This window comes from Methanobacterium sp. BAmetb5 (genome assembly GCF_003491305.1).
GTDB lineage: Archaea > Methanobacteriota > Methanobacteria > Methanobacteriales > Methanobacteriaceae > Methanobacterium.
The window spans coordinates 1,428,961-1,452,315 of the sequence record NZ_CP022706.1 but is presented as its reverse complement, the minus strand read 5'-3'; the positions used below and the strand labels follow the sequence as shown (position 1 = coordinate 1,452,315).

Sequence of the window (23,355 nt, the reverse complement as noted above, 5' to 3'; positions counted from 1 at the left end):
TATTATAGTAATCGATATATCAATTTCCGACATAGTTTAAATAGATATATCCACTTTCCATATAAATGTTGGGGTTAGCCCTGTAGAGTGAAAATAGGATCAACAATTGGCAAGGAACCCTCCTATTCGAAAAATATATCACAATTACTAGCACAAAAAGTGAAACATGAAAATCGGATTCTCCACCCTGGCGCTGTTTATGAAGTCCTTCGAAGACTTCCTGGATATGGCCACTGCCGATGGCTTCCAACTGGTGGAAATACTCTGTGAAGGTCCCTACTGGCCACGAAACATTTTAACTCAGGGTGAAGGTTTGGAGGTATTTTCCTCCTACGATGTGGATGTTTTCCTGCACGCTCCCACCATTGATCTCAACCCGGCCAGCCTGAACCCGGGTATCCGCGAGGAAACTATGCGCCAGATTAATGAAACATTAGAACTGGCTTCGAAGATGGGGGCAAAGGCCATAACCACTCATCCAGGAATGATTCACAGATTGGAAGACAGAGTCAGGGAAATGGGTAAATATTTCGCCATTGAAACTCTAAAAGAAGCAAATAACTATGCAGAAGATTTGGGGGTTATTCTATCGGTGGAGAACATGCCCTGTCGTTACGCTTATTTCTGTAACACTGCCCCTGAACATTCTTACTTCCTGGAACAATGTGGCTGCCACGGTACCGTAGACTTAGGGCATGCCAATACCACCAATCATCCCGCTTCATTTTTAGAACTGGAAAGAATCTATTATTATCATCTAAGTGATAACAATGGTAATAAAGACCAGCACCGAGCTTTAGGCGAGGGCACACTTGATCTGAGTTTGATTAATGGTATTGAAAGGGGAATAATTGAATTGAACAATTATGAGGATGTCCTAAAAAGCCGAAATCTTCTACTTCAACTGGCTAAATGAACCGGTAATTATGAACTAAAGGCCATTGATACAGATAAGGGCCATGATGCAGATCAATAGGGAATAACTACTTATACTATTTATAATGGTTCAAACACGAAAATAACTTAAAATAATCTTCTATGGAGTTAAAAAATGACTAGTGAAGTGTATTTTTCCAATCTCCGATCCAGGGGCCAGAAAGAGAACAAGAACAGTAAGATAAAACAGTTATTTGATGGGGCAAAATTCGGTGATTTAATCCAGGAAGAGGATTTAACCGCCATAAAACTTCATTTTGGAGAGAGGGGAAATGATGCTTTCCTTAAACCAGTTCTAGTAAATGCCGTTGTTGAAAAAACTTTGAATTCGAATGGAAAACCATTTTTAACCGATACCAACACTCTTTACTTTGGTAGCCGCCACAATGCTGTCCAGCACCAGGAGACGGCCATAAAAAATGGATTTGCCTATGCAGTAACCGGGGCACCGGTTATTATCGCCGATGGACTTCGTGGAGATAACTGGATTCCAGTGGAGGTGGGTTTGAAACATTTCCAGCAGGTGAAAATCGCCGGGGATATCATTAATGCGGACAGTATGCTGGTTTTATCCCATTTTAAGGGACACGGGATGTGTGGTTTTGGAGGGGCCATTAAAAATCTGGCCATGGGTTGTGCCTCAGCCCCGGGTAAGGTGGAACAGCACCAATGCGCCAGACCAGTTATAAACGATAATTGCACCGGCTGTGGGACCTGTATAAACTCCTGCCCCCTGTCGGTTATGTCTCTTTCTGATTGTAGGGCCATCATTGAACTGGAGGAATGTGTAGCTTGTAACAACTGTCTGGCCGTATGTCCAGAATCTGCGGTGAGCCTTGATTTTGATGCCCTACCTGAATTCATGGAACGAATGGTGGAATACGCTTATGGGGCCGTTAAAAACAAAAAAGGAAAGGTGGGCTACCTGAACTTCCTGATGGATATCACCCCAGACTGTGACTGTGAAGCTTTCAGTGATGCTCCCATAGTCCCGGACATAGGGATATTGGCCTCCACGGATCCAGTTGCCCTGGATACGGCCAGCTATGACTTGGTAAACCAGCAGGTGGGATTGGAAAACTCACTACTGGAACATCACCACCAGAAGGGCGGTGACAAATTCAGAGGGGTCTGGGAAGAAGTTGATGGCCGGGTACTACTGGAATATGCCGAGGAAGTGGGGATGGGTAGTAGAGAATACCATTTAATAAACCTATAATCATCTTTTCTCATTATAATCGGTCAAATTCTCTATTTGGCCGGGTAAAGAAAATCGTTTATAAGTGTTTCCATTTGCGTCCCAGAACAAGGTATTAAATAAAGGATAATAAAAGGCAAATAGTAATGTGTTAATTTTATATAGGAAGTAAAATTAGATAAGAGAGGGGTTTAAATGGATACAGCTTACATCTGGCTGGTATTGGGGATAATCATTGCATTGGTAATGCTGGGAGTTCAATTTTATTCCAAACGAGTTTTGACCCTGAAAAGAATAATAGGAACAACTCTTTTATCATTACTGGTTGTTACTGTAGGTATAGGTTCTATCTGGGCCTCCATTGGCCATTCATTTTTCGCTAACCAGGTAGCTTCCACCATAGGCTGGGCTCCGGGAAGTCCCTTTCAACAGGAGGTTGCCTTTGCCAATCTGGCCTTTGGAGTTCTGGGGATACTGTGTATATGGATCAGGGGTAATTTCTGGACAGCTACAGTAATAGGAGTTTCAATTTTCCTCCTGGGGGATGCCATAGGTCATATCAGTAACATCATGGTCACCGGTAATTATGCCGCCGGAAATGCCGGAGCGGTCCTGGTTCTGGATATACTAATTCCTTTACTGTTGATAGGTCTCCTGGTGGCCTACAAGATATTGGAAGAAAGGGCAGTGCGCAGTGCTATAAAGAGTTTGGAAAGATCACTGTAGTGGGGGCCAAATTTTGCAGGATAAAGGGGTGCCTGAAAAAGAAAATTCTTCAGGAGTCAATGCTAAACGCATAGAGACCCTGGTTGATGGTATATTTGCTATAGCCATGACTCTGCTTGTATTGGGGATTGCGGTACCATCCATTGCTAATCCCACTGAAGCAGCACTTTACCAGGCTATTTATAATCTCATACCTAATTTCTACAGTTACGCCATCAGTTTCATGCTTCTGGCAATTTTCTGGAGGATAAATCACCTTCAATTCAACCGTATTCAGCGGGCTGACGCCACTTTACTGTGGATAACCGTGGTCTGGCTCCTTTTCGTGGCTTTAGTTCCTTTTTCGGCATTCTTCGTGGGAGAGTATGGGAATTTCCAGCTACCCAACATATTCTTCGACTTGAATCTTCTGGCCATAGGTTTCCTGCTATTTCTCAATTGGCGCCACGCACTTAACAGTGGCCTCACTGATAAAATGGATGAAGAAGTGAAAAAATCAAGTTTAAGAATCAATTTAATGTTACCGGCCATTTCCTTCCTGGCCCTGGCCTTAACTTTTCTACCATTTATTAAGGAGTATGGTTACGGATGGTCCAGCCTGGCCTACCTTTTGATCCCGGTAATAAAACATTTCCAGTAACTTTAGATAATTTTTAAAGATAGTTTTTTGGATCCCACTAAATCAGTTGAGTAAAATAACTGTGGAGTAAAATAAAAAATATTATCATTAATTAAAATCAATTACACTTAAAATTCAATATCCAGGATCTCCTTAATATTGCTCACCACCACATCAGCAGCTTCAAACACTTTATCTGGTGTTTCTTCTTCTTGTTGGATGGTTAAAACGCCCACATCTGCTTCTTCAAGTGCAAGGATATCGTTGGCACTGTTACCCACCATCATCACCCGGTAGGTTCCTTTGAGCCCGGATACGATCTCCCTTTTTCTCTTGGAATCTGCAGTGCCGAATACGTTTTCTGAGGGGATGTTGATGAAACTGGCCAGCTCTTCCAGAGATTTCATCCGGTCTCCCGAGGCCACGTAGATATGGAATGATCTTCTCTTCAATTCTTCCACCACCATGGGCACTTCTGGAAATATTTTGCCCCCGGCAGTGATGGTAAATTCGATATGACCCGTTCGGGTGTTCATAATGAATCCAGATCCACTGCATATCTGCACGTTGTATTCCTTATCAATTACGGCTTGTATAGTGTCCTGAATATCACTGATCTTTGCTTTTTCATCTTTAATAAGGGTTAATATGTCCTCTTTGTTGAGAGGGGAAGAAGAGTAACTGATATCGAAGGGTACCTTGTTCCGCGTTATAAACTGAAAAATGGTCTGGTCTGGTCTGGCATTAATCAGACAGGTGGAAGGGTCTGTTTGAAGGACTACCAGTGCTCGATTGGGATGTTTGTCCACCAGATCAATGGAACTGATGTGATCATAGATTCGTCCACTATCTAACTCTTTGATAGCCCTGTAGCGGGATATAAGTGTCCCCGAGTTATCGAAAACAACTGCTTTCATGTTTTGATGGTTCCTCCTTGAAAGTAGTGTATTTGATCTTTCCCATTCAATTTAGGCAGTTCATCTATTTGTGTTTGTCTATGGTTTCTAGTTCATACTATCAGGGTGGAGTAAATAAAATAAAGCCCTAAAAACACCAGGAAAACTCCGCATACCATCATCATGACACGGTAACGTTTACCCGGGAGCACATGCCTCCCTTTACTGGTGAAAAATGACACCAAACTGTACCAGCTAAGATCCGAGCTCCAGTGGCCCACCAGGAAACTTAAAACCCCTATAATGCCGGCTAATTCTATCCCCTTAAGCATGAAAGCCCAGCCTACCGTGGCCCACCAGATATAGAAGTAAGGATTGGTGACACTGGTGACTATTCCACTTATAATTGACCCCCTTTTTTCTATTGGTTCTCCATCTCCCGGAAGTTCATCGGGCACTGGGGACCGGGCAATGCTATATCCAATGTAAATCAACATAGCTCCGCCTATGCCTCCAATTATCATGGTTACAGTTGGAGATCCAATAATCCATCCTAAACCCATTATCAGGAGTATTATCAAGGCGGTTTCAGCAATAACATGCCCTAAAACTACCAGTGGGCCAGCTCGGAACCCTTTTTTTAGTGAATCTGATATGGTAACGGTTAACATAGGTCCGGGAACCATGGCACCAGAAAAGCCCACCCAAAAGGAGGCTGCAGCAAATAAAATAACCTCTATCCACATTTAAATCATTTAATCCTTGAAATGGTATTATTAATTATTTCTTTAATTAACTGTTTCCATAATATGTATTAATCAGTAAAATAAGTACCTGTCCAGTTAGAACACAATTAAAACCGGGATGGAAAGATAGGTGGTCTAACCTGAAGATCCCGGGATAGTATCCGTTCCCCAGTATAAAAAAATCCAACAAACTTTAGGGAGAGGTTATGAAGTAATGATCTGACTAGGGTTAACTTTTGGGCTGGTTAAGCACTTCCATGATCTGGGATAGATGTTGATCTATGGCTTCTACCTGGTCATCACTCAGGGACCTGGTCCGGGATAAGAACTGGAAGCGTTTGTATAAATGGCCCATTTTATGGAGGACTTCGCTTCGAATTACTTTCTGGTACATTCACATCACCAGAACTAGATTGAACTTCCCAACCTATATATCTTACCTAAATTGGATGGGTTGTCGTCAGCAACCGTTACCAAAAGTAAATAAGAGATTCCAACTAACTTATAAAGTCAAAATCTGTTCCTATACCTTTTTCACGGGCACGCCGGTAGATGAGTCCCGCAGTGACTATATCCTGAACTGCCAGACCCGTGGAGTCGAAGATAGTGATTTCATCACCTTCTCGGCCAGTTTCATTTCCCACGATAACATCCCCTAACTTGGCATGGATGTCTTTTCGTTTTAAAACCTTCTGAGCAACGGGCACATTTATTTCACCACTATGGCTAGCCTGCTCCCAGGAGTCAATAATGATCTTTGATTTTAAGAGTAATTTGGTTTCTAACTCCTGTTTACTGGGGGCATCAGCACCCATGGCGTTGATATGGGTTCCTGGACTGATCCAGTCGGCCTTTATCAATGGTTTTCGGGAAGGAGTGGTAGTCACCACTACATCTGCATTTTTAACTGCTTCCTCAGCAGTTTCCACGGCTTCCACATTAAAACCATAGGTTTCAGTAGCTTTCTTGGCGAAGTTGGTACGGGTGCTGCAGGTCCGGCAGAAAACCTTGGCCTCTTTAATGTCCATAACCTCATTCAAGGCCATTAACTGGGTACAAGCCTGTTTTCCAGCGCCAATTATGCCTAATGTTTCTGCGTCTGGCCGGGCCAGGTACTTGGTGGCTACTCCGGCCGCTGCGCCGGTTCTTAGATCAGTTACTAGGGTTCCATCCATTACTGCCATTGGAAAACCAGTTTCAGGGTTTACCAGTTCTATAACGGCCATTACTGTGGGTAAATGTTTTTCTAAGGGGTTGTGAGGATGAACATTGACGCATTTGACCCCTGCTTCTTCAGTACTCCGCACATAACAGGGCATTATACGCAGATCCCCTTCCTGGAAAAATAAGTACTCTTTAGGTGGCATCTGCACATCACGCTGAGCATAAGCCTTAAAAGCGGTTTCAACAGAATCAACAACTTCTTTCATACTAATAAGTTCTTTAATTTCACTTTGCTTTAATAAAAGGGTTCCTGACATGATTTGCACCTTTTAAATTTAATTCTCCAAAGATAAAATCAATATTTATTATTAATTATCACCTACCAATTCAAATAAGTACCTCTACCCTATAAACTGAAATTAATATAAGGTGAATTATTCTGGTTACGGTTGGGGGATGCTATAACTCAGCTATAAACTGGAACTAAATAACGGTGACTGAGAGAGAACATGGATCTTGACCAACGTTTCTGGGAAATAGATGCCATACGTGGCCTGGCCATAGTGATGATGGTGACCTATCATTTACTCTTTGATATGGCCTTTTTTGGAGTTTACACCCTGGATGTTTCAACAGGAATTCTGTGGTGGTTGGCCCGACTAACCGCATTCATGTTCCTGTTGCTGGTGGGAGTTTCCCTAGTCCTGAGCCACACTCGTGCTGAACTCAGGGGAAAAAACGGGGAAAAGAGCGGGTTTTTCTTTAAATATCTAAAAAGGGGGGTTAAAATATTTTTATGGGGGATTTTAATCACCCTGGTAACCTGGATATTCATACCTCAGGACTTTATAGTTTTCGGAGTCCTGCATTTCATTGGAATAGCTATAATCCTGGAATATCCCTTTTTAAACAAAAAATACCTTAATCTAATCCTGGGAATTCTCTTCATAATTTTAGGCTTAATATTGGCCCAGTTCACGGTCAGCTACCCCTGGCTTTTATGGTTGGGCTTGAAACCCATGGGATTCATCACTGTGGATTACTTCCCCCTTCTACCCTGGTTGGGTGTAGTTTCCCTGGGATTATTCGCGGGAAAAACACTTTACCAAGGTTATAAAAGGAGATTTCACCTGCCAGACCTCTCAAAAAACCCCTTCACCCTGTTGTTCAGTTTCCTGGGACGACATTCCCTGCTGATCTATCTCCTGCATCAGCCACTTATCATACTGGTGCTGTACCTCATGGGAGTACTGGATCTGGGGAATTTATTTTATTTTCTAAACTAGACAGGGTCTAAAGGGGATTGACGATTTTAAAGTATTAAACAGAATTTATATGGTTTTCCTACACCCGGGGGTCACTACCGAAATGGTAAATAATTCCTTCAATGGTAAATATAATAAGATTCATTTTCTAAATCAAAAGGATGTATAATGATTAATTGCTAACCACATTTGACTACTCACGCATTAGGTGGGAATATGAGTATTTTGGAAAAATCACAATCAATCAGGAATCATGAATTAACCTCCGAAGAGAATCTGGAAACATTCATTAAAGGAATCGAAAAGGATAACTCTGCTATAAGGGCATTTGTTGAACTTAAAGTTGATGAAGCCCGTGAAAAAGCCAAAGAAATTGATGATAAGATTAAAAATGGCCAGAAATTGGGAAAACTGGCTGGTATGGTAGTGGGAATTAAAAGTAACATTAATGTGGAGGATTTCCACATCACCGCAGCCTCTCCCTCCCTGAAAAATTACCTGGGGAGCTACGATGCCACAGTCACCCGGCGAATAAAGGCCGAAGATGGAATCATAATTGGAATGACCAATATGGATGAATTTGCAGCGGGAAGCTCCACTGAAACATCGTGTTTCGGCCATACTGACAACCCTGCCGCCCCGGGACGCATACCTGGTGGATCCAGTGGGGGTAGTGCCGCAGCAATCGCTGCAGGGATGTGTGACCTGGCTTTGGGTTCAGATACCGGTGGATCCATACGTAATCCGGCTTCCCACTGTGGGGTGATGGGATTCAAACCAACCTACGGTGCAGTGAGCAGACAGGGACTGTTGGATTTGGCCATGAGCTTCGACCAGATCGGACCCTTCGCTGCTGATGCCAGTGGTATAGCTTTAATGCTGGAGGTTATTGCCGGGGAAGACCGCCGGGAGTGTACCACCATTGACTGGAAAGTCCCAGAATTCACCTCTTCCATCACTGATCCAGAAAATGCACTTAAAGGCATGAAGCTGGGGGTAGTGAAGGAATTCTTCGATGTATCAGATGAGGCTATCGTCAATATTATTGAAGATCGCATCAACCAGATGCAGGAGGCTGGGGCGGAAGTGGTGGAATTAAGCTTCGATCATCTCAAATTATGCCTACCTACCTACTACCTCATAAACTATGTGGAATTCTTCTCTGCCACCCGAAAGTACGATGGCCGAAAGTACGGGGAACGCATTGAAGAAGTGTGTGGAGAGGAAGTACTCCGCAGGATACAGATGGGATCCTACATCAGCCAGAAAGAATTCAGTGGCAAATACTACAAGAAGGCTTTACAGGCCCGTTCCCTCATACGGAGAGAAATAACCGGACTCCTGAAAGATGTGGATGTGCTGGTTGGCCCCACCGTACCCAAACTACCTCATAAACTGGGCACCTCTCTGGAACCAATGGAAATGTATGCCTACGACATCCTGACCGTTATAGCCAACCTGGCTGGTATACCTGCAGCAAGCACACCGGCCGGGGATGTTAAGGGAGTACCGGTGGGAATGCAGTTCCAGGCCAAACCACTGGATGATGAAAAAATACTTAAAGCAATGGTAGGCGTGGAATCTCTTCAATAAGATGGGACACGACTTAATTACTAAAAAAACCATTCTTTTTTCTTTTAATCCATAGCCTGTTTCCAATCAGAAACCCAGATCAGGGTTCAATTTAATCACACTACTTATATTAGAAAACAGAATAGTTAATCCATCATTATTGATTTAAAATATTATTCCATAGATTGGGGAGTGAAATGAACAAATCACTTTTAAATCAGTATGAAACGCCCACTAAAACTCATTACAAGATATTCGGGCTTAGCTGGGCAGGATGGGTTTTTGATTTTTATGATCTAATTTTATTCACCTTTCTCATCATTCCTATTGGCCAGGAACTTCACCTGTCAAATTTAATGCTTTCTTACGCATTGAGTGCGTCAATTATTGCCGCCGCAGTTGGCGGAGTATTATTTGGGGTATTGTCTGATAAATACGGGCGTAAAATAGTTCTGCAGTTAACCATAATCATATACAGCATAGGAACAGTTTTATGTGCATTTTCAACGAATCTGGAAACTCTGATCCTGTTTAGAATTATAACCGGTCTTGGTGTTGGTGGAGAATGGGCTACCGGGCAAACTTATGTTAATGAAACATTCCCGGCTAAACTTAGAGGCAGGTTCGGGGCGTTTCTTCAGACTGGAAATCCAGTTGGATTAATATTGGCTTCGCTTGTGGGGGGGTTCCTCCTCCCAGTCATTGGGTGGAGGGCAAGTTTTCTTATTTCCGTCTTACCCGCCATATTGGTAATACTAATCCGAAGACAAATCCCTGAATCTGACTTATGGCTCCAGAGGAAAGATAATGCTGAGGATAAACTTAAATCACTGAAAATTAAAAGCAATGAATTTGTTTCCCTGTTATTAAAACCATACAGAAAAACATTTCTGATGGCATTAATACTGGCTATACTGGGTAGTTCTGCTTACTGGTTCACTTATTCATGGTTACCAACTTATCTGCAGGGGAAAGGTATTTCTGTGGTTAATTCTGCAATGTGGATAATAGTAAATCAGGTAGGGGGGATTTTGGGACTTTTATTCTTTGGACTTATCGCCGATCGATTTGGTCGTAGACCGGCATTTTCTTCCTTTGCCCTGACCATGGCCGCCGGATTGATAATGATCACCCTCTTCTGGAATAATATCGCAACATACCCCTACCTGATATTCGTTTTCATGTTCATGATAGGTATTGGGACGGGTATTTATGGCGGATTTGGTCCTTTAGTCTCTGAATTGTTCCCCACAAGTTTGAGGAGCACCGCCATGGGTTCTAGTTTCAATCTGGCCCGAGGAACTCAATTTTTAACCCCTATTTTAATTGCACTAATAGGGACAAAATACGGTCTGGGAAGTGGAATATTCCTGGGATCTGTCTTTGCTTTAGGTGTAGCCCTATTTATATGGGCATTTCCAGAAACAAATGCCATTGAACTGGAAAAACTGGAAGAATAAATTTTTTCTTACTCTGGTTGATCCAAATAGTTTTTGATGAAAACATTTAAGATTACGTTATATAAACATAGCAAAAGATGAAAAAAATAGGCATCCTCTATGTTAAAGGGTCTCTACCCAATTTCGAGGACTTTGGAAAACTTCCCACTCATCTGTTAAAGGACAATGGCCTGGTAGGTGGGGAAAAGGCACACCAGGTTCTGGATGGCCTTATAATACCGGGGGGCAGTATTGTAGAGTCAGAAAGTATCACTCCTGAAGTAAAAAGGGTTATCCGGAAAATGGATGCTCAGGAGAAGTTCATACTGGGGATGTGCTCTGGATTTCAGGTACTGGCCCATAAAACAGATATAGGGCGTAAATCTCCCTGTCCAGTGGAACGTGAAGGACTGGGAATACTGGATGTCACCTTCCATCCCCTCATTGGCACCGACCGGGTGGAAGCAGAAGTGGCTGATGATTCCTTCCTCACCACGGGAATGAAGGGAAAAAGTGTCACTGGTTTCCATTGCCACACTTACGGGGATATAAGGGGAAATGCACCACCAGTACTATTTTCACAGGTTAAAAGAACCGATTACGCGGATAATCCACGTAAGATACTTGCCGGGGTTCGTAACGATGAAGGAAACGTGGTGGGAACCATGATTCACGGTTCTCTGGATGAAAACCCCTCCCTGGTTAATAACATCCTGAATTACATGGATACGGATGAAGAAGAAACACAACAAATCTATCAGGCCAACCAGGAACTTCTGAAGAAAATCAAGGGAGAAATAGGAATCGGTCTGGATATTTACGCGGATTATCGGTTATCCTCCAATGCAGATGAATCGCACCGACCAATCCCTGGAAATAACCCTGAAAATGCAGAAATACCTCCTTTCATTATGATAGCCAGCACCGGGTCTGATTCCGGGAAAACATTCCTCACCACTGGACTGGTGGGAGCCCTGCGCAGGAAGGGATACCGGGTGGGAGTTTTAAAGGTAGGTCCGGATACCCGGGATCTGGTACCGGCCCTCTACCTAAACAAGGAAAGAATGGTCAACTTTTCATCCATTAAAATCGGTGGACTGGGCTGGAAAGATTTGAAAGAGATAATAAACACTTTAAAAGGCAAAAAATATGATTTGATATTGATTGAGGGAGTTATGAGTGTTTTTACCGGCCTTTTAAATGAAAAAACACCCTTCTCTGCCGCAGAGATAGCCCTGGCTGGGAACATCCCCACCATCATGGTGACCGGATGTAACAAGGGGGGCATAGAAACCGCGGCACTGGATATGGTTTCTCACCTGGAAATGATGCAGAAACTGGGCATAAAGACAGTTGGAGCTATTTTAAACAAGGTTTACCACGAAGAAATAGCAGAAAACGCATCCCGTTACATTAAAAAAAGCACTGGACTGGACTGGGTGGCCCGGGTACCCAAGGCCCAGCTGGCAGCCCGTGGTGGAACTCCGGAGGTGGAAATAAAACTGGAAGATTTCTGCCAGAAGGCCATGGAAACCGTGGAACAACACCTCGATGTTGAAAAAATCATGAAAATAGCTCAAAAACCTGAATTTACTGGTTACCGGTCTTACAGTGATATTTTGGATATTTATTTATCCTAAATGTTCTCACTATACTTATTAAAAAAATCAATTACTCTAAGGGGCCCGTCTCTAAAAATAATTTAATTGTTTATTAATTTTTCTTTTTTTCCATGTATTATCAAATGTTTTTTTGTTCAGGGGGATTTTCATTATTATTTATAGGTCTTGTGTGTTAATCAGATTTTTTTGCGGGAATTTGTGCTATTCTGTGTGTTATTAATTATGTACTTTAATTTTTAGATATAACTCCTAAAACAAGATCTTAAAAAATTAACTATGATACAATCATTGATCCCTTTAAAAAAAGGAAGGGGGGTGTATTTGGTTGTTTATTTTTTCTTTGGTGTGAGTATTCCTCCGAGTATGGCTAGTATGGCTAGTATGAGGCTTGTTGTTGGTGTTCCTGTTTTTTGCATTGTTATGGTGTTGCTTGCCGCGTTTGCGGTTGTAGGGTTTGTTGTCGGGTCGTTGTTATCGTTGTTGTTTGTTGTTTCTATGTTAATGTTGAATGGTTTTATTGTGTTTGTGTTTCTGTTGAGTGTTTGTGAGTTTATTGTGGGTATTATGGTGTATGTTCCGCTTGTTAGTGCTTTTAGTGTGAGGTATAGGTAGGGGTCTCCTACTTCTACGTTGTTGAGTGTCCATGTTATTGTTCTGTTTGTGGGGTTGTAGGTGTATGTTCCGCTGTCAACACTGGCTGTTACAAATTCCAAACCTTCCGGTATCTGGAATGACACCACAACATTAGCCGCATCATCCGGACCACTATTACTGAGTTTATAAGTTAAAACAAACTTATCACCCACACTAGGATTAACCTTCGAACTTGTAACGTTCATGTACAGATAGGCGGATGGTTGCAATGTCAAACTGGTACCATTGGTGGAAGCCAAATAATTACTGCTACCAGAGTAGTCTGCAATTATATTGTAGGTACCGGTGGTCCAGGTTGTGGGGATGGTCCATGTGATAGTCGCTAAACCATTGGAGACATCCACGGTGCCAATAATAGTACTGTTTACTTTGTATGTTACTTGTCCGTTGGTCACTGGATTGCTGTTGGAGTCTGTTATGTGGGTGTTTATTGTTATGGTTTGGCCTGCGTGGCCGTTAACTGGGTCCACGGTAATTGTGGTTGGGATGGGGTTTACTGTTAGGTTTGTAGTATTGGTGGAAGCCAAATACTTATGACTACCTAAATAATTTACAACAACACCATAAAAACCACCAATCCAAGTAGAGGGAATGGTCCAGTTAATGGTTGCTAGGCCATTGGAGATATCCACGGTGCCAATAACAGTACCGTTTACCTTGTATGTTACTTTTCCGTCTTTCACTGGATTTCCGTTGGAGTCTGTTATGTGGGTGTTTAGTGTTACAGTTTCACCCGCCTCACCGCTAACAGGATCTACCGTAATGGTAGTGGGGGATTGGTTTATTGTTACTGATGTTGAAAGTATTTGATTATCAACTGTCACCTTAATATTATCTGAGCCTACGGTTCCGGGTATGTAAAACGATGTTATACTACCATTCACCAGTACATTATCAGCTGGTCTGTAGAGTCCCAAGTAACTTGAGAACTCAACATCGATTCCATCTGGCACATGGCCGTTTATTGGATCATGATAAGTTCCAGTATTGTCATGTAGTAAATCAACAGTAACAGTCGAATTACCACCATAGGAAATGTTAGTAGGGTTAGTTGTCATATTCAGAATCAACCAGGAACTTACGTCAACATTACCACTTGAACCATTAGACACATAACTTAATGGATTAAGGTTTGAACCCCACCAGTTAAGCGTAGCATTCACTGTGCCCATTTCGCTGTGGATCTGGCTGTTATTTGGACTGTTTCCAACAATCCTGTTGAAATGAACAACAACATTACCTCCATAACTCCAAATAGCACCACCAGCACCACTATCACCACCAGCAACACTATCCCCATAGGCGGTGTTGTTGGTGAATGTACTCTTCGTAACAATTAAACCTCCAAGATGATTGTAGATAGCACCACCGTAAGAAGTATAGGCATTGTTGTTTGTGAACGTACTGTTTGTCACAGTTGAACCTCCACTATTGTAGATGGCCCCACCATCACCAGAAGCGGTGTTATTTTTTAGTGTACTGTTTGTCACAGTTAAACTTCCATTATTGTAGATGGCCCCACCATCACCAAAGGCGTAGTTATTTTTTAGTGTACTGTTTGTCACAGTTAAACTTCCATTATTGTAGATGGCCCCACCATACCAATATGCGGTGTTGTCTGCGAATGCACTGTTTGTCACAGTTAAACTTCCAGCATTATTGAAGATGGCACCACCATAACCTTGTTCTAGATTCATGGTGTTATCTGCCAGCATACAGTTCATCACAGTCAAACGTCCGCCATCCTTGTAGATGGCACCACCATAACGCGCTGCTTTGTTGGTGGTGAGTGTACAGTTTGTCATACTAAAACTTTCACCATCTTTACTGTAGATGGCCCCACCATCCTCAGATACTGTGTTGGTGGTGAGTGTACAGTTTGTCATACTTAAACTTCCACCCTTATTGTAGATGGCCCCACCACAATATGCGGTGTTGTTGGTGAATGTACTGTTAATTACAGTTAAACTTCCACCATTATTGAATATGGCACCACCATAGCGAGTTGCACTGTTGTTGGTGAATGTACTGTTAATTACAGTTAAACTTCCATCATTATTGTAGATGGCTCCCCCAGAATCATCTCCGAGGCCAGAAATGGTTTTGGTTGTGAATATACAGTTGGTCACAGTTAAACTTCCACCATAATTGTAGATGGAACCACCCCAAGCACCAACATGCTGCTTTGCGGTGTTGTTGGTGAATTTACAGTTCTTTACAGTTAAACTTCCAACATTAGTGTAAATGGCACCACCATAACCTGCAGTGTTGTTGGTGAATGTACAGTTCGTCACAGTTAAATTTCCACCATCCTTGTAGATGGCTCCACCCAAAGGTGTCCTGCCGTTTGTGAGTGTTAAGTTAGTTATATTGGCTGTTATTCCTGATAGTATGTTGAATATGCTGTTTCCGCTTTGTTGTCCATTGATTATTGTGTTTTCCTGGTTTTCACCGGTGATTGTCATGTCTTTGTTTATGGTTATTCCTGATTCGTTGTAGGTTCCTGGTGCTATGTAGATTGTTCCGTTTGTTGTAACTGTGCCTGTGGCATTTGTTATGGTCTTTTTGGGTCCGCTTGTGGTGTTGTATGTGGGTGATAGTCCGTCCCATGTGTCGTTTCCTTCTGTACTGACGTATATTGTGGAATTACTTGATGTGTTGGCTGCGCTTACAGCACTAACACTTAAAGAAAATAAAACCACACCTATTAGTAGTAGAAAGGGAATTTTAGGGATTGATTTTTTATTTTGGTTTTCCATTGGTCTTTTTCACCTCCTTTATGACGGTTTTAAATATGGATGTTATTATCATATCCATAAAATCATAGCATAGGTTATAACAAATAAAACTTCCGTTTGTATAACGAAAATAGAGACAATTAAAGTTAGTAAATACAATCCAAAAGGAGAATAACTTTTAAAATTAGAACCGCATTTAATTAAACGAAATCATAACAAATTAAGTGAAATACGCGAATAAATAAACATGTATCGATACCTCCATAAAGTGATAAAAAAAATATGCAAAAAATATCTAATAAATGCCTAAAATGTTCAATTAACCGAAAAATAAATGAATCATAATACAGAATCAAGTCCCTTTAGTTCTAGTAAGAATTTAAAACTAACAAATTAGTCATTAAATAACTTACAAGCCTAATCATGTATAATAATTAATGGATTATATTAACTTTCAATCATGTAAAAAAAGGATAATCACGTTTTTTTTTGAAAACTAAGATCCCTGACACATGTGAAGTTAACTATGAGGGCAATCCCAAAAGAATTAAAAAATAACTTCATTCGCGGTTATAATAAATGATTTAGGGATTTGAAAAAATTCCCTAAATTTAAATTCCTTTAAACTCATGGTAGGCTTCAATGAGTTCTGCTCCGCTTAAAAACACCAAATCATTCTTTTTGGCATATTCAGCTACTTTATCGGTGTTCATGGAACCCCCGGTTTCATCATCCATCATTTCACAGCAAACTGCTACCTGTGTAGTGCCGGCCATCTCCGCCAGAGCAATACTCATCTCCGTGTGACCCTTCCTTTTCAGAACATGGCCTTCAGTGGATCTGAGGAGGGTTACATGTCCCGGGGCACGGAAATACTTGCCGAAATCCTGGAAGTTCCCGTTTTTACACATGAGTCCCAGTTCCTTGATGGTGCAGGCCCGGTCATTGTCAGTTATTCCGGTGAAGGTTTTCCGGTGGTTGACAGTTATGGAAAAGGCAGATTTTTCATCGTAGGGTATATCATTAGGTGTTAATTCACCTAAAACTGGATATTCTCCGCTTGCGGCATCCATCACATCAGTCATGAATGGTATTCCCAGTTTGTCAGAGTTTTCTGCGGATATGGGGACACAGACCAGACCTCCGGCATCATTTCGGATGGTGGTCATGTGCTGGGGGGTCATGAACTCCGCAGCGATGATCATATCGGTTTCCCTCTCCCGGTTATCATCGTCAAATATTAGAACTATTTCTCCCTTTTTAAATGATTCTATGGCTTTTTTTATCATGTGATCACAGATTTTTTGAGTGTTCGTGGTTATTGGATTTTTTTAGTTATAAGTAAATTTTAGTTTAGGTATAGTACCTCACAGTTAATAAGTTAACAATTTACAATTACCTGTAACGGTTCAGTAAATTAAAAAAACAAAAATTTATTCAGTTTATTTCTAAGGTAACTTCATCTCCATCATTAAGTTTAAGTTTAGAGCGAAGATTTTCCTGGGCAACAAATTCCAAAATTTCTGGAGCATGCTGAGTCCTAACCGGGAATAAAATAGCTCCATCTACAACTCCACTGAGTTTAGCCGGGAGAAACTTCACATCCCCATAGTTGTCAGTCCCTTCAATTACTCCCATCTTATCCTGCGTTTTGGATATTTCCCGGACACATTCTTCTGATATTTTCAGGTTAAGAGTCCCGGGGTAGGGTTTGAATTTAAGTTTTTCCCTAAATTCGTCCTGATAAACATCTAAAGACATGAAATAGGTGCCTTTATGGGTTCCAGAGATAACCTTCCCTTTGATTTCCATGTTCGATCCTTCAAATTTTTTTGATTTATTCTATTCCTTCCAATTATCCTATTCTTTCCAAAATACTTTTGAAAGTTTCGGTGGCCAGTAGGTGGGCTTGTCTAATTGGTTCGGGGGTTTTGAAGATACTGGTCCTTTTTACAACATTTAAAGCAGTCTTTAAGGATATTCTATGGCCAACACTTACGTATTTTCCCCTAAAAAAGGCCCCAATTACGCGGTTATTTTTTGATATTAGGAATTGGTCCTCAGCGTGGTGTCTTTGGGTGGCTACGTTTATATACCTTTCATCAATTAACCTTTTGGCCACACCAATGGTGGGACAGTCCAGAAGTACACCCACATGGGAAGCCAGTCCAAAACCACGGGGATGCATAACACCATGGCCATTAACCATTAAAACATCGAAATCATGTTTCAAGGTATTTAAAACAGATAAAGATGGTTCAACCTCCCTTATACCCAGAAAACCGGGGATGTACGGGAAAAATAACTCTGTCTCCAGGGTTTCAGTTTCAATTATTTCCAGTCCTTCCAGTTCCAGGATCACTGCCGCCGCCACAGCTTTATTATGTACTGGAAATGAAATGTCAACCCCGGCCACCCTTTCCAACCTACTACAGAAGTCGTCACTTTCAGTTACTTTATCTGCCAGAGAATACTGTATACTGGCTAGTTGTGGGGTGAGGTTAACGAAACACATTCTTTTAAATCAGGGGTTTGCTTTGATTAAATTCTTGAGTTAAACCAGTTACTCATCCTTCTTAATTTCAGCGGTTATAGTACAGAATATAGGTCCTCTAATATCGATTACCTTATTTCTACTGTTAATGTAACGCATGGCCAGTTTATCCAGTTTGAGATTGATATCTGAAGGAGACTTGGCTATGGTGGTCCTTAGATTAACCTGTTCTTCTCCACTAACCACCATCTCCTCTATGTGGTAGGCGGCCTGGGCAGCAACTCCTCCCATGTAGCTGATACCCGTGGGGATACCCTTTTCCACTGCGGCAATAGCCAGATCATCGGCTATTTCCTTTCCCAGATTTTGCAGAATATTTTCGGTATTATCGGAGGTGGGGAATCGTTCCATCCGGGCTGGCTGGGGCACGCCCACGATATTACCATCGTACACATAAACTCTGTTCCAGCTGGCAGGTCCCAGGAGCCTGGTGCCTGCTTCCGGTTCGATGATCTTGACTTCCAGGGATTTTCCCATAAACTCTCCTTTAAATGCGGTGAATTCACAGGGTGATGATGTATCTCCATATTCTTGGGCAGTGTTTACCAGTGTTTCCATCAATTTGCGGCCATCATCCGTTACTGGATACAGGTTCAGGCGGAGCATGGAGGCCATTTCCCGGTCACTGAGGCCCCACTTACCATAGGTATGGGGATAAACCATCTCCCGAATGTCTTCATGGTCTCCGAGTATCATGGCAATCCGCTCGGCGCCCACACCCAGGTTCATTACCTCCTGGTCAATACCGTACTTAGCCAGGGCAATGGGTGAGTACAGGCCGAAGGTGGCCACTTCCACCCATTCCTTCAGTTTGGGATGGTATCCGTAGACTTCGGTCTGGGTCCCGGGTATGTAGTACTTTGATTTCTTCTCATCCGGCAAAAATTTGAACTTCCTAAAACCAAAGTACTCCAGCAGGCTTTCCGAAACTGCCATTCCCATATCCAGAGATACTTCATCATCCATCCATACACAGGAAGCAGAATGATAGGTCATAAGGTGACTGGAATCTTCTCTTTGCTCCCTGCGGAAACAGCGGTCAATGGAAAACAGTTTAACCGGTAAGGGGCTGTTTTCATGCAGGGCCTCCAGGGTTATGAACCATCCCGAAGTCATGTGTGAACGTAAGGTGGTTTTACTGGAGATGGGGGTTAATTCCTTAAGTTCAGGGAAAACCCTTTCCAGGACCCTTAATCCGATTTCGTCGGCTATTTCCAGGGCAATGGAAACATCGTGCACCAAGTCATCGCCACTGGTGTCTCCCTTTTTATAGCTCCGGAAAACTTCCTTAAGCCCCTGTATTTTATCTTCATTAAGGGAAACACCCATCTCTTCGATCTGTTCAATCTTATCCATACCTATTCCAATATCTGGTCGGGGAAGTCCAGCCAGGTAGAAGCAACGGTCCAGTACTGCCGGGGCCTCTGGTCCGAACTGGCGGTAGACATGTTCTTCATCAATGAATACGGGATTGATGGTTTCCTGAAACCCCAGGAGTAGATATGCCTGCCTGAGCTGAGCAATGGTATCTGATAAGGGATGGGTCCGGCCAGGTTGGAAGTGCAGACGGGGATATTCCTCATCATGATGGGGATTTTTCAATCCTTTGCCTGTTTCCACCCAGGCCTTTTCAAAATCCCTCTTGGCCAGTTTTAATATCTCCTTTTTCTTCACTGCACATCCTCCTATGGTTTAAAGATAATAAGAAATTGTTTTAACATATTTTTATATTTGTTCATACCCTTAAACTTCTCTCCACTTTACTTAAAAAACTTAAATAAAACCGGGTGCAATTTCATATCATGGAAAGGGAGACTTACCAGACCGATGTACTGGTCATTGGATCCGGAGGTGCCGGATGCAGAGCAGCCATCGAAGCAAAAAAACATGGTTTAGATGTAGTTATAGTATCCAAAGGATTATCCTATAAATCAGGGTGCACCACCCTGGCAGAAGGGGGCTACAATGCCGCATTTGCCTATGTGGATGCTGAAGACAGCACCCAGGCCCACCTGGAAGACACACTACGGGGAGGGGGCTACCTTAATGATCCGGAACTGGCCCGTATACTGGTGGAAGAGGCACCAGAGAGACTTACCGAACTGGAAAGTTATGGGGCCCTATTTGACAGACAGGAATCAGGGGAACTCAACCAGAGGCCATTCGGAGGTCAAACCTACCGTCGGACCTGTTTCCAGGGGGACCGCACCGGCCACGAGATGATGACTGCCCTCAAGGAGGAGGTTATTCGTCAGGATATTCGAACGGTAGAGGAGGTCATGATCACTTCACTCCTCCAGGATGAGGAGGGACGGGTGGGAGGGGCCTGTGGAATATCCCTGCAGAGCACAGATCTGGTGATATTCCATGCTAAATCCACCATAATTGCCACCGGGGGTGCGGGTTGGCTTTACCCGGTAACCTCCAATGCCCTGCAAAAAACCGGGGATGGATACTCCCTGGCATGGAAGGCCGGAGCAGACCTACTGGATATGGAACAGGTCCAGTTCCACCCCACCGGCATGCTATACCCTGACTCCCGAAGGGGAGTACTGGTAACCGAAGCTGTTCGTGGAGAGGGAGGAAGACTCATAAACTCTCAAGGGGAACGTTTCATGACCAAATACGACTCCCGGGGAGAACTGGCCACACGGGACGTGGTAGCGCGGGCCATATACAACGAAATAATGGAAGGAAGAGGCACAGAAAACGGGGGAGTCTACCTGGACGTGACCCACCTCCCCGCAGAGGTCATTGAGGAAAAATTGGAAACCATGCTCTTACAGTTCCAGGATGTGGGAGTGGACATCCGGGAAGAGCCAATGGAAGTGGCCCCCACTGCTCACCACTTCATGGGAGGAACCAGGATAAACCCACAATGTGAAACCAACGTACCCAACCTCTACGCAGCAGGAGAAGCTGCCGGAGGAGTTCACGGTGCCAACCGCCTTGGAGGAAATGCTCTGGCCGAAACACAGGTTTTCGGAAGGCGGGCCGGCGAATATGCCGCTGAAAATGTGGCCAAATCCAAGTTCAAATTAAACCCTGCTTTTTTAGAAGAGGAAGAAGGAAGAATCAAAAAACTATTCCGGGAAGGGGATTACTATCCCTTCCAGCTTAAAAAAGAACTGCAGGAAGTCATGTGGAACAATGTGGCCATAATTCGCCGGGAAGAAAGCCTTAAATCTGCTTTAAATGATATTCATGTTATTAGGGATAAAATGGCCCGAATGAAGTTACCAGAGGTACATGGCTACAACCAGCACCTTTTAGATGCTCTGGAACTGGAAAACATGGTCTTAATTGCAGAATTAGTAACCAAATCTGCCATTATCCGTGAAGAAAGTCGGGGAGCCCATTACCGTGCTGATTTCCCGAAAACCAGGGATGAATGGAAGAAGAGTATTGTTCTGAATAAGAGTCGAAATGAAGAATACCTTGCCCGGTAATCCCTTAGGATGGTATTGTCTAAAAAAACCATTCAACCATTTTTTTTTATTGGCAAAAAAATTTAGTGATAGGGATTGATAATTTTAGTGATAAAGTATTGATAACAAGTTTTACTATTTTTTAGTAAGGATATGCTAATTAATAAGGGCATGGATAACTAACAGTTACCTTAATTGTATTTAAGTGTATTATTTTAGGTTTATCCAAAAATTAGAAGGGAAGGGTATATGCCCTGACCGGGACTTGAACCCGGGTTATAGGATCCGCAATCCTAAGTGATATCCACTACACTATCAGGGCCTACAAAATAACAGTTTTCACCACACCATAAAACTCACGGTAGGGTATATTCTTCATTGGATTTTTTCCTATTTAAAGTTTTGATGTCCAGTGGACTGATTATTAAGAAAAGGTTAAAAACAGTGTCCATTTGCATGATGGTTCTTACCTGATGGGTCTGCACATTTTACAAATCCTGCTGGCAGCCACTTTCAGGTAGATTTAATGTCTGCACTGGATTATAACTTTAGATACTTCAATATACGATTTTTTATTTCATTTTTAAACTGAATTGATAGTTGAACTGCAGGGTTTCGATTATACATGGTACTTTTACCAAAACAAGGGTCATAAAATGTTTTTCCATTGAATTCCACCTGATTCTTGTAACGGGGAATGAAATGCCAGTGCAAATGGGGGCAGGCTGGGTCTTCTAGGTAGGAGGAGTTCATCAAACATCCCCAGTTGAACATGGTGGCGTTAAAAGCTTTTCGAATTGCTGATTCGAGTTTTTTAACCACCAGGGCAAGGTCAGCCCATTCTTCATCTTTTAACCCGGAGAGCTCTTTTTCATCCCTTTTAAGGGCCACGACACAGGTTCCCAGATTCCTCTGATCCGGGGCCAGGATGATAAGCCAGTGTTCAGTTTCAGCCACTAATTCACCAAACTGGTGGGTCTTCAATCTTTCAAAGTACTCGCATTCCAGGGGAGATCCCTCCGGTGTAATTTTAGAATTTAGGTCTGTTTAAATTTAGGTCTGGTAACTATTGGGATGATGTTAATTTTTAGACTTAATTCTTAGAATTCTTAGACTAATTCTTAGACCCATGATAACTTATGCTTGAATGGCTGAATAATTTTGGGTATTAAAATCCCAGTAACAAGTAAAGCTGCAATGCGGTTAACAAATAACCCAAGGTTGTCCCGGTAATTAGCTGGGCTGGGGTGTGTCTTTTAAGGTGCAGTCTGCTCCACACTACCAGGGGCACCACTAAACTGAATGCCAGCCCGGGCCAGCCGAAAAGGTAGATAAGTGCGGTGGCTGGACCAGCAATACCCATGGCGTGTATGCTGATCTTCCAGAACAAACTGAACAGGAGCACGATGAGGGTGTTGTTTAAGTAGCAGACCATTAATGCTGAGGTAAGTGGTGGAGCGCCGGCAGCGAAGAGTACAATTACCCCCACCACGTAGGACAGAATAACCAGTAACAGGGGATAGATCCTGTCTTCTCGGCGAGGCATGTCCACTTCCAGATTGTTTCTCAGTATCCACAGTGAACTAGTAATTATGGGTAAAATACTCACGAAGAATATGCTAAGGAATGAAAACCATGCCCAGTTCCCATTGTAAAGTAGAGTGTAATTGATAACCAGAAAAACGGGGATGGCTACCAGGGGAGGGTTGCTTACTGTGGATATGAAACTGGCCAAGCTAGTGGTAAATGATTTGTTCTCTGTAGAAGGGGTCATCTAGTTCCTCCGGTAACATAAAAA

At 42.6% G+C, this 23,355-nt stretch carries 20 protein-coding genes and 1 tRNA gene; 9 read left to right on the top strand and 12 right to left on the bottom strand.

Annotated elements, in window-relative coordinates:
- Positions 1 to 166 precede the first annotated feature (166 nt).
- The 4 genes from CIT02_RS07070 to CIT02_RS07055 all read left to right on the top strand — a co-directional run bounded on the left by CIT02_RS07070 (position 167) and on the right by CIT02_RS07055 (position 3,500).
- Positions 167 to 916: a sugar phosphate isomerase/epimerase gene (locus CIT02_RS07070; protein ID WP_292611003.1), complete on the top strand. Its 750-nt coding sequence runs from the start codon at positions 167 to 169 to the stop codon at positions 914 to 916.
- A gap of 135 nt (positions 917 to 1,051) precedes the next feature.
- Entirely contained in the window at positions 1,052 to 2,155 is a 1,104-nt protein-coding gene (locus CIT02_RS07065) for a DUF362 domain-containing protein (RefSeq protein ID WP_292611001.1), read from the top strand.
- A 174-nt stretch (positions 2,156 to 2,329) separates the two neighbouring features.
- Positions 2,330 to 2,860, top strand: a complete 531-nt coding sequence (locus tag CIT02_RS07060) for a DUF6790 family protein (RefSeq protein WP_292610998.1) — start codon at positions 2,330 to 2,332, stop codon at positions 2,858 to 2,860.
- A 13-nt stretch (positions 2,861 to 2,873) separates the two neighbouring features.
- Positions 2,874 to 3,500: a TMEM175 family protein gene (locus CIT02_RS07055; RefSeq protein WP_292610996.1), complete on the top strand. Its 627-nt coding sequence runs from the start codon at positions 2,874 to 2,876 to the stop codon at positions 3,498 to 3,500.
- Positions 3,501 to 3,607: 107 nt separating this feature from the next.
- Here CIT02_RS07055 and CIT02_RS07050 read toward each other — a convergent pair whose 3' ends face one another.
- From CIT02_RS07050 to ala, 4 genes are all read right to left on the bottom strand, one after another.
- A complete protein-coding gene (locus CIT02_RS07050) occupies positions 3,608 to 4,396 on the bottom strand; it encodes an HAD family hydrolase (protein WP_292610994.1) in 789 nt (262 codons plus the stop codon).
- 92 nt (positions 4,397 to 4,488) lie between these two features.
- Positions 4,489 to 5,121 carry a LysE family translocator gene (locus tag CIT02_RS07045; protein WP_292610992.1) on the bottom strand — a complete coding sequence of 211 codons (633 nt, stop codon included), beginning with the start codon at positions 5,119 to 5,121 and terminating at the stop codon, positions 4,489 to 4,491.
- Between the two features lie 229 nt (positions 5,122 to 5,350).
- Positions 5,351 to 5,515 carry a hypothetical protein gene (locus CIT02_RS07040; RefSeq protein ID WP_292610990.1) on the bottom strand — a complete coding sequence of 55 codons (165 nt, stop codon included), beginning with the start codon at positions 5,513 to 5,515 and terminating at the stop codon, positions 5,351 to 5,353.
- Between the two features lie 103 nt (positions 5,516 to 5,618).
- The gene (gene ala / locus CIT02_RS07035; RefSeq protein WP_292610988.1) at positions 5,619 to 6,602 is read right to left on the bottom strand and encodes an alanine dehydrogenase; all 984 of its coding nucleotides are present in this window, start codon (positions 6,600 to 6,602) and stop codon (positions 5,619 to 5,621) included.
- 192 nt (positions 6,603 to 6,794) lie between these two features.
- Between ala and CIT02_RS07030 the strand changes: the two genes are divergently transcribed.
- The 4 genes from CIT02_RS07030 to CIT02_RS07015 all read left to right on the top strand — a co-directional run bounded on the left by CIT02_RS07030 (position 6,795) and on the right by CIT02_RS07015 (position 12,201).
- Entirely contained in the window at positions 6,795 to 7,571 is a 777-nt protein-coding gene (locus CIT02_RS07030) for a heparan-alpha-glucosaminide N-acetyltransferase (protein WP_292610986.1), read from the top strand.
- 195 nt (positions 7,572 to 7,766) lie between these two features.
- Positions 7,767 to 9,143, top strand: coding sequence for an Asp-tRNA(Asn)/Glu-tRNA(Gln) amidotransferase subunit GatA (gene gatA, locus CIT02_RS07025; RefSeq protein WP_292610984.1), 1,377 nt, complete (start codon positions 7,767 to 7,769; stop codon positions 9,141 to 9,143).
- Positions 9,144 to 9,319: 176 nt separating this feature from the next.
- On the top strand, positions 9,320 to 10,582 hold the full coding sequence (locus CIT02_RS07020) for an MFS transporter (protein ID WP_292610982.1): 1,263 nt from the start codon (positions 9,320 to 9,322) through the stop codon (positions 10,580 to 10,582).
- Between the two features lie 77 nt (positions 10,583 to 10,659).
- Positions 10,660 to 12,201, top strand: coding sequence for an AAA family ATPase (locus CIT02_RS07015; RefSeq protein WP_292610981.1), 1,542 nt, complete (start codon positions 10,660 to 10,662; stop codon positions 12,199 to 12,201).
- Positions 12,202 to 12,512: 311 nt separating this feature from the next.
- Here CIT02_RS07015 and CIT02_RS07010 read toward each other — a convergent pair whose 3' ends face one another.
- The 5 genes from CIT02_RS07010 to sepS all read right to left on the bottom strand — a co-directional run bounded on the left by CIT02_RS07010 (position 12,513) and on the right by sepS (position 19,803).
- Positions 12,513 to 15,596 (bottom strand): S-layer family protein, encoded by a 3,084-nt coding sequence (locus CIT02_RS07010; RefSeq protein WP_292610979.1) that lies wholly within the window; start codon positions 15,594 to 15,596, stop codon positions 12,513 to 12,515.
- 590 nt (positions 15,597 to 16,186) lie between these two features.
- Entirely contained in the window at positions 16,187 to 16,864 is a 678-nt protein-coding gene (ribB, locus tag CIT02_RS07005) for a 3,4-dihydroxy-2-butanone-4-phosphate synthase (protein WP_048084386.1), read from the bottom strand.
- Between the two features lie 148 nt (positions 16,865 to 17,012).
- On the bottom strand, positions 17,013 to 17,387 hold the full coding sequence (locus CIT02_RS07000; RefSeq protein ID WP_292610974.1) for a CTP-dependent riboflavin kinase: 375 nt from the start codon (positions 17,385 to 17,387) through the stop codon (positions 17,013 to 17,015).
- Positions 17,388 to 17,430: 43 nt separating this feature from the next.
- Entirely contained in the window at positions 17,431 to 18,090 is a 660-nt protein-coding gene (locus CIT02_RS06995) for an endonuclease V (RefSeq protein ID WP_292610972.1), read from the bottom strand.
- 48 nt (positions 18,091 to 18,138) lie between these two features.
- The gene (gene sepS / locus CIT02_RS06990; RefSeq protein ID WP_292610970.1) at positions 18,139 to 19,803 is read right to left on the bottom strand and encodes an O-phosphoserine--tRNA ligase; all 1,665 of its coding nucleotides are present in this window, start codon (positions 19,801 to 19,803) and stop codon (positions 18,139 to 18,141) included.
- A gap of 128 nt (positions 19,804 to 19,931) precedes the next feature.
- On the opposite strand from sepS, the gene tfrA reads away from it, so the two are divergent.
- Positions 19,932 to 21,578, top strand: a complete 1,647-nt coding sequence (gene tfrA / locus CIT02_RS06985; protein ID WP_292610968.1) for a fumarate reductase (CoM/CoB) subunit TfrA — start codon at positions 19,932 to 19,934, stop codon at positions 21,576 to 21,578.
- A 229-nt stretch (positions 21,579 to 21,807) separates the two neighbouring features.
- Here tfrA and CIT02_RS06980 read toward each other — a convergent pair.
- From CIT02_RS06980 to CIT02_RS06970, 3 genes are all read right to left on the bottom strand, one after another.
- A tRNA-Arg gene (locus CIT02_RS06980) sits at positions 21,808 to 21,879 on the bottom strand.
- 218 nt (positions 21,880 to 22,097) lie between these two features.
- Positions 22,098 to 22,514, bottom strand: a complete 417-nt coding sequence (locus tag CIT02_RS06975) for an HIT family protein (protein ID WP_292610966.1) — start codon at positions 22,512 to 22,514, stop codon at positions 22,098 to 22,100.
- 211 nt (positions 22,515 to 22,725) lie between these two features.
- Positions 22,726 to 23,331 (bottom strand): PAP2 family protein, encoded by a 606-nt coding sequence (locus tag CIT02_RS06970; RefSeq protein WP_292610964.1) that lies wholly within the window; start codon positions 23,329 to 23,331, stop codon positions 22,726 to 22,728.
- Positions 23,332 to 23,355 lie beyond the last annotated feature (24 nt).

Bases quoted from the DNA above. Each gene is read 5' to 3' on its own strand.
- CIT02_RS07070 (WP_292611003.1), top strand. From the start codon at position 167: ATGAAAATCGGATTCTCCACCCTGGCGCTGTTTATGAAGTCCTTCGAA.
- CIT02_RS07065 (WP_292611001.1), top strand. From the start codon at position 1,052: ATGACTAGTGAAGTGTATTTTTCCAATCTCCGATCCAGGGGCCAGAAA.
- CIT02_RS07060 (WP_292610998.1), top strand. From the start codon at position 2,330: ATGGATACAGCTTACATCTGGCTGGTATTGGGGATAATCATTGCATTG.
- CIT02_RS07050 (WP_292610994.1), bottom strand. From the start codon at position 4,396: ATGAAAGCAGTTGTTTTCGATAACTCGGGGACACTTATATCCCGCTAC.
- CIT02_RS07045 (WP_292610992.1), bottom strand. From the start codon at position 5,121: ATGTGGATAGAGGTTATTTTATTTGCTGCAGCCTCCTTTTGGGTGGGC.
- CIT02_RS07040 (WP_292610990.1), bottom strand. From the start codon at position 5,515: ATGTACCAGAAAGTAATTCGAAGCGAAGTCCTCCATAAAATGGGCCAT.
- ala (WP_292610988.1), bottom strand. From the start codon at position 6,602: ATGTCAGGAACCCTTTTATTAAAGCAAAGTGAAATTAAAGAACTTATT.
- CIT02_RS07030 (WP_292610986.1), top strand. From the start codon at position 6,795: ATGGATCTTGACCAACGTTTCTGGGAAATAGATGCCATACGTGGCCTG.
- gatA (WP_292610984.1), top strand. From the start codon at position 7,767: ATGAGTATTTTGGAAAAATCACAATCAATCAGGAATCATGAATTAACC.
- CIT02_RS07020 (WP_292610982.1), top strand. From the start codon at position 9,320: ATGAACAAATCACTTTTAAATCAGTATGAAACGCCCACTAAAACTCAT.
- CIT02_RS07015 (WP_292610981.1), top strand. From the start codon at position 10,660: ATGAAAAAAATAGGCATCCTCTATGTTAAAGGGTCTCTACCCAATTTC.
- CIT02_RS07010 (WP_292610979.1), bottom strand. From the start codon at position 15,596: ATGGAAAACCAAAATAAAAAATCAATCCCTAAAATTCCCTTTCTACTA.
- ribB (WP_048084386.1), bottom strand. From the start codon at position 16,864: ATGATAAAAAAAGCCATAGAATCATTTAAAAAGGGAGAAATAGTTCTA.
- CIT02_RS07000 (WP_292610974.1), bottom strand. From the start codon at position 17,387: ATGGAAATCAAAGGGAAGGTTATCTCTGGAACCCATAAAGGCACCTAT.
- CIT02_RS06995 (WP_292610972.1), bottom strand. From the start codon at position 18,090: ATGTGTTTCGTTAACCTCACCCCACAACTAGCCAGTATACAGTATTCT.
- tfrA (WP_292610968.1), top strand. From the start codon at position 19,932: ATGGAAAGGGAGACTTACCAGACCGATGTACTGGTCATTGGATCCGGA.
- CIT02_RS06970 (WP_292610964.1), bottom strand. From the start codon at position 23,331: ATGACCCCTTCTACAGAGAACAAATCATTTACCACTAGCTTGGCCAGT.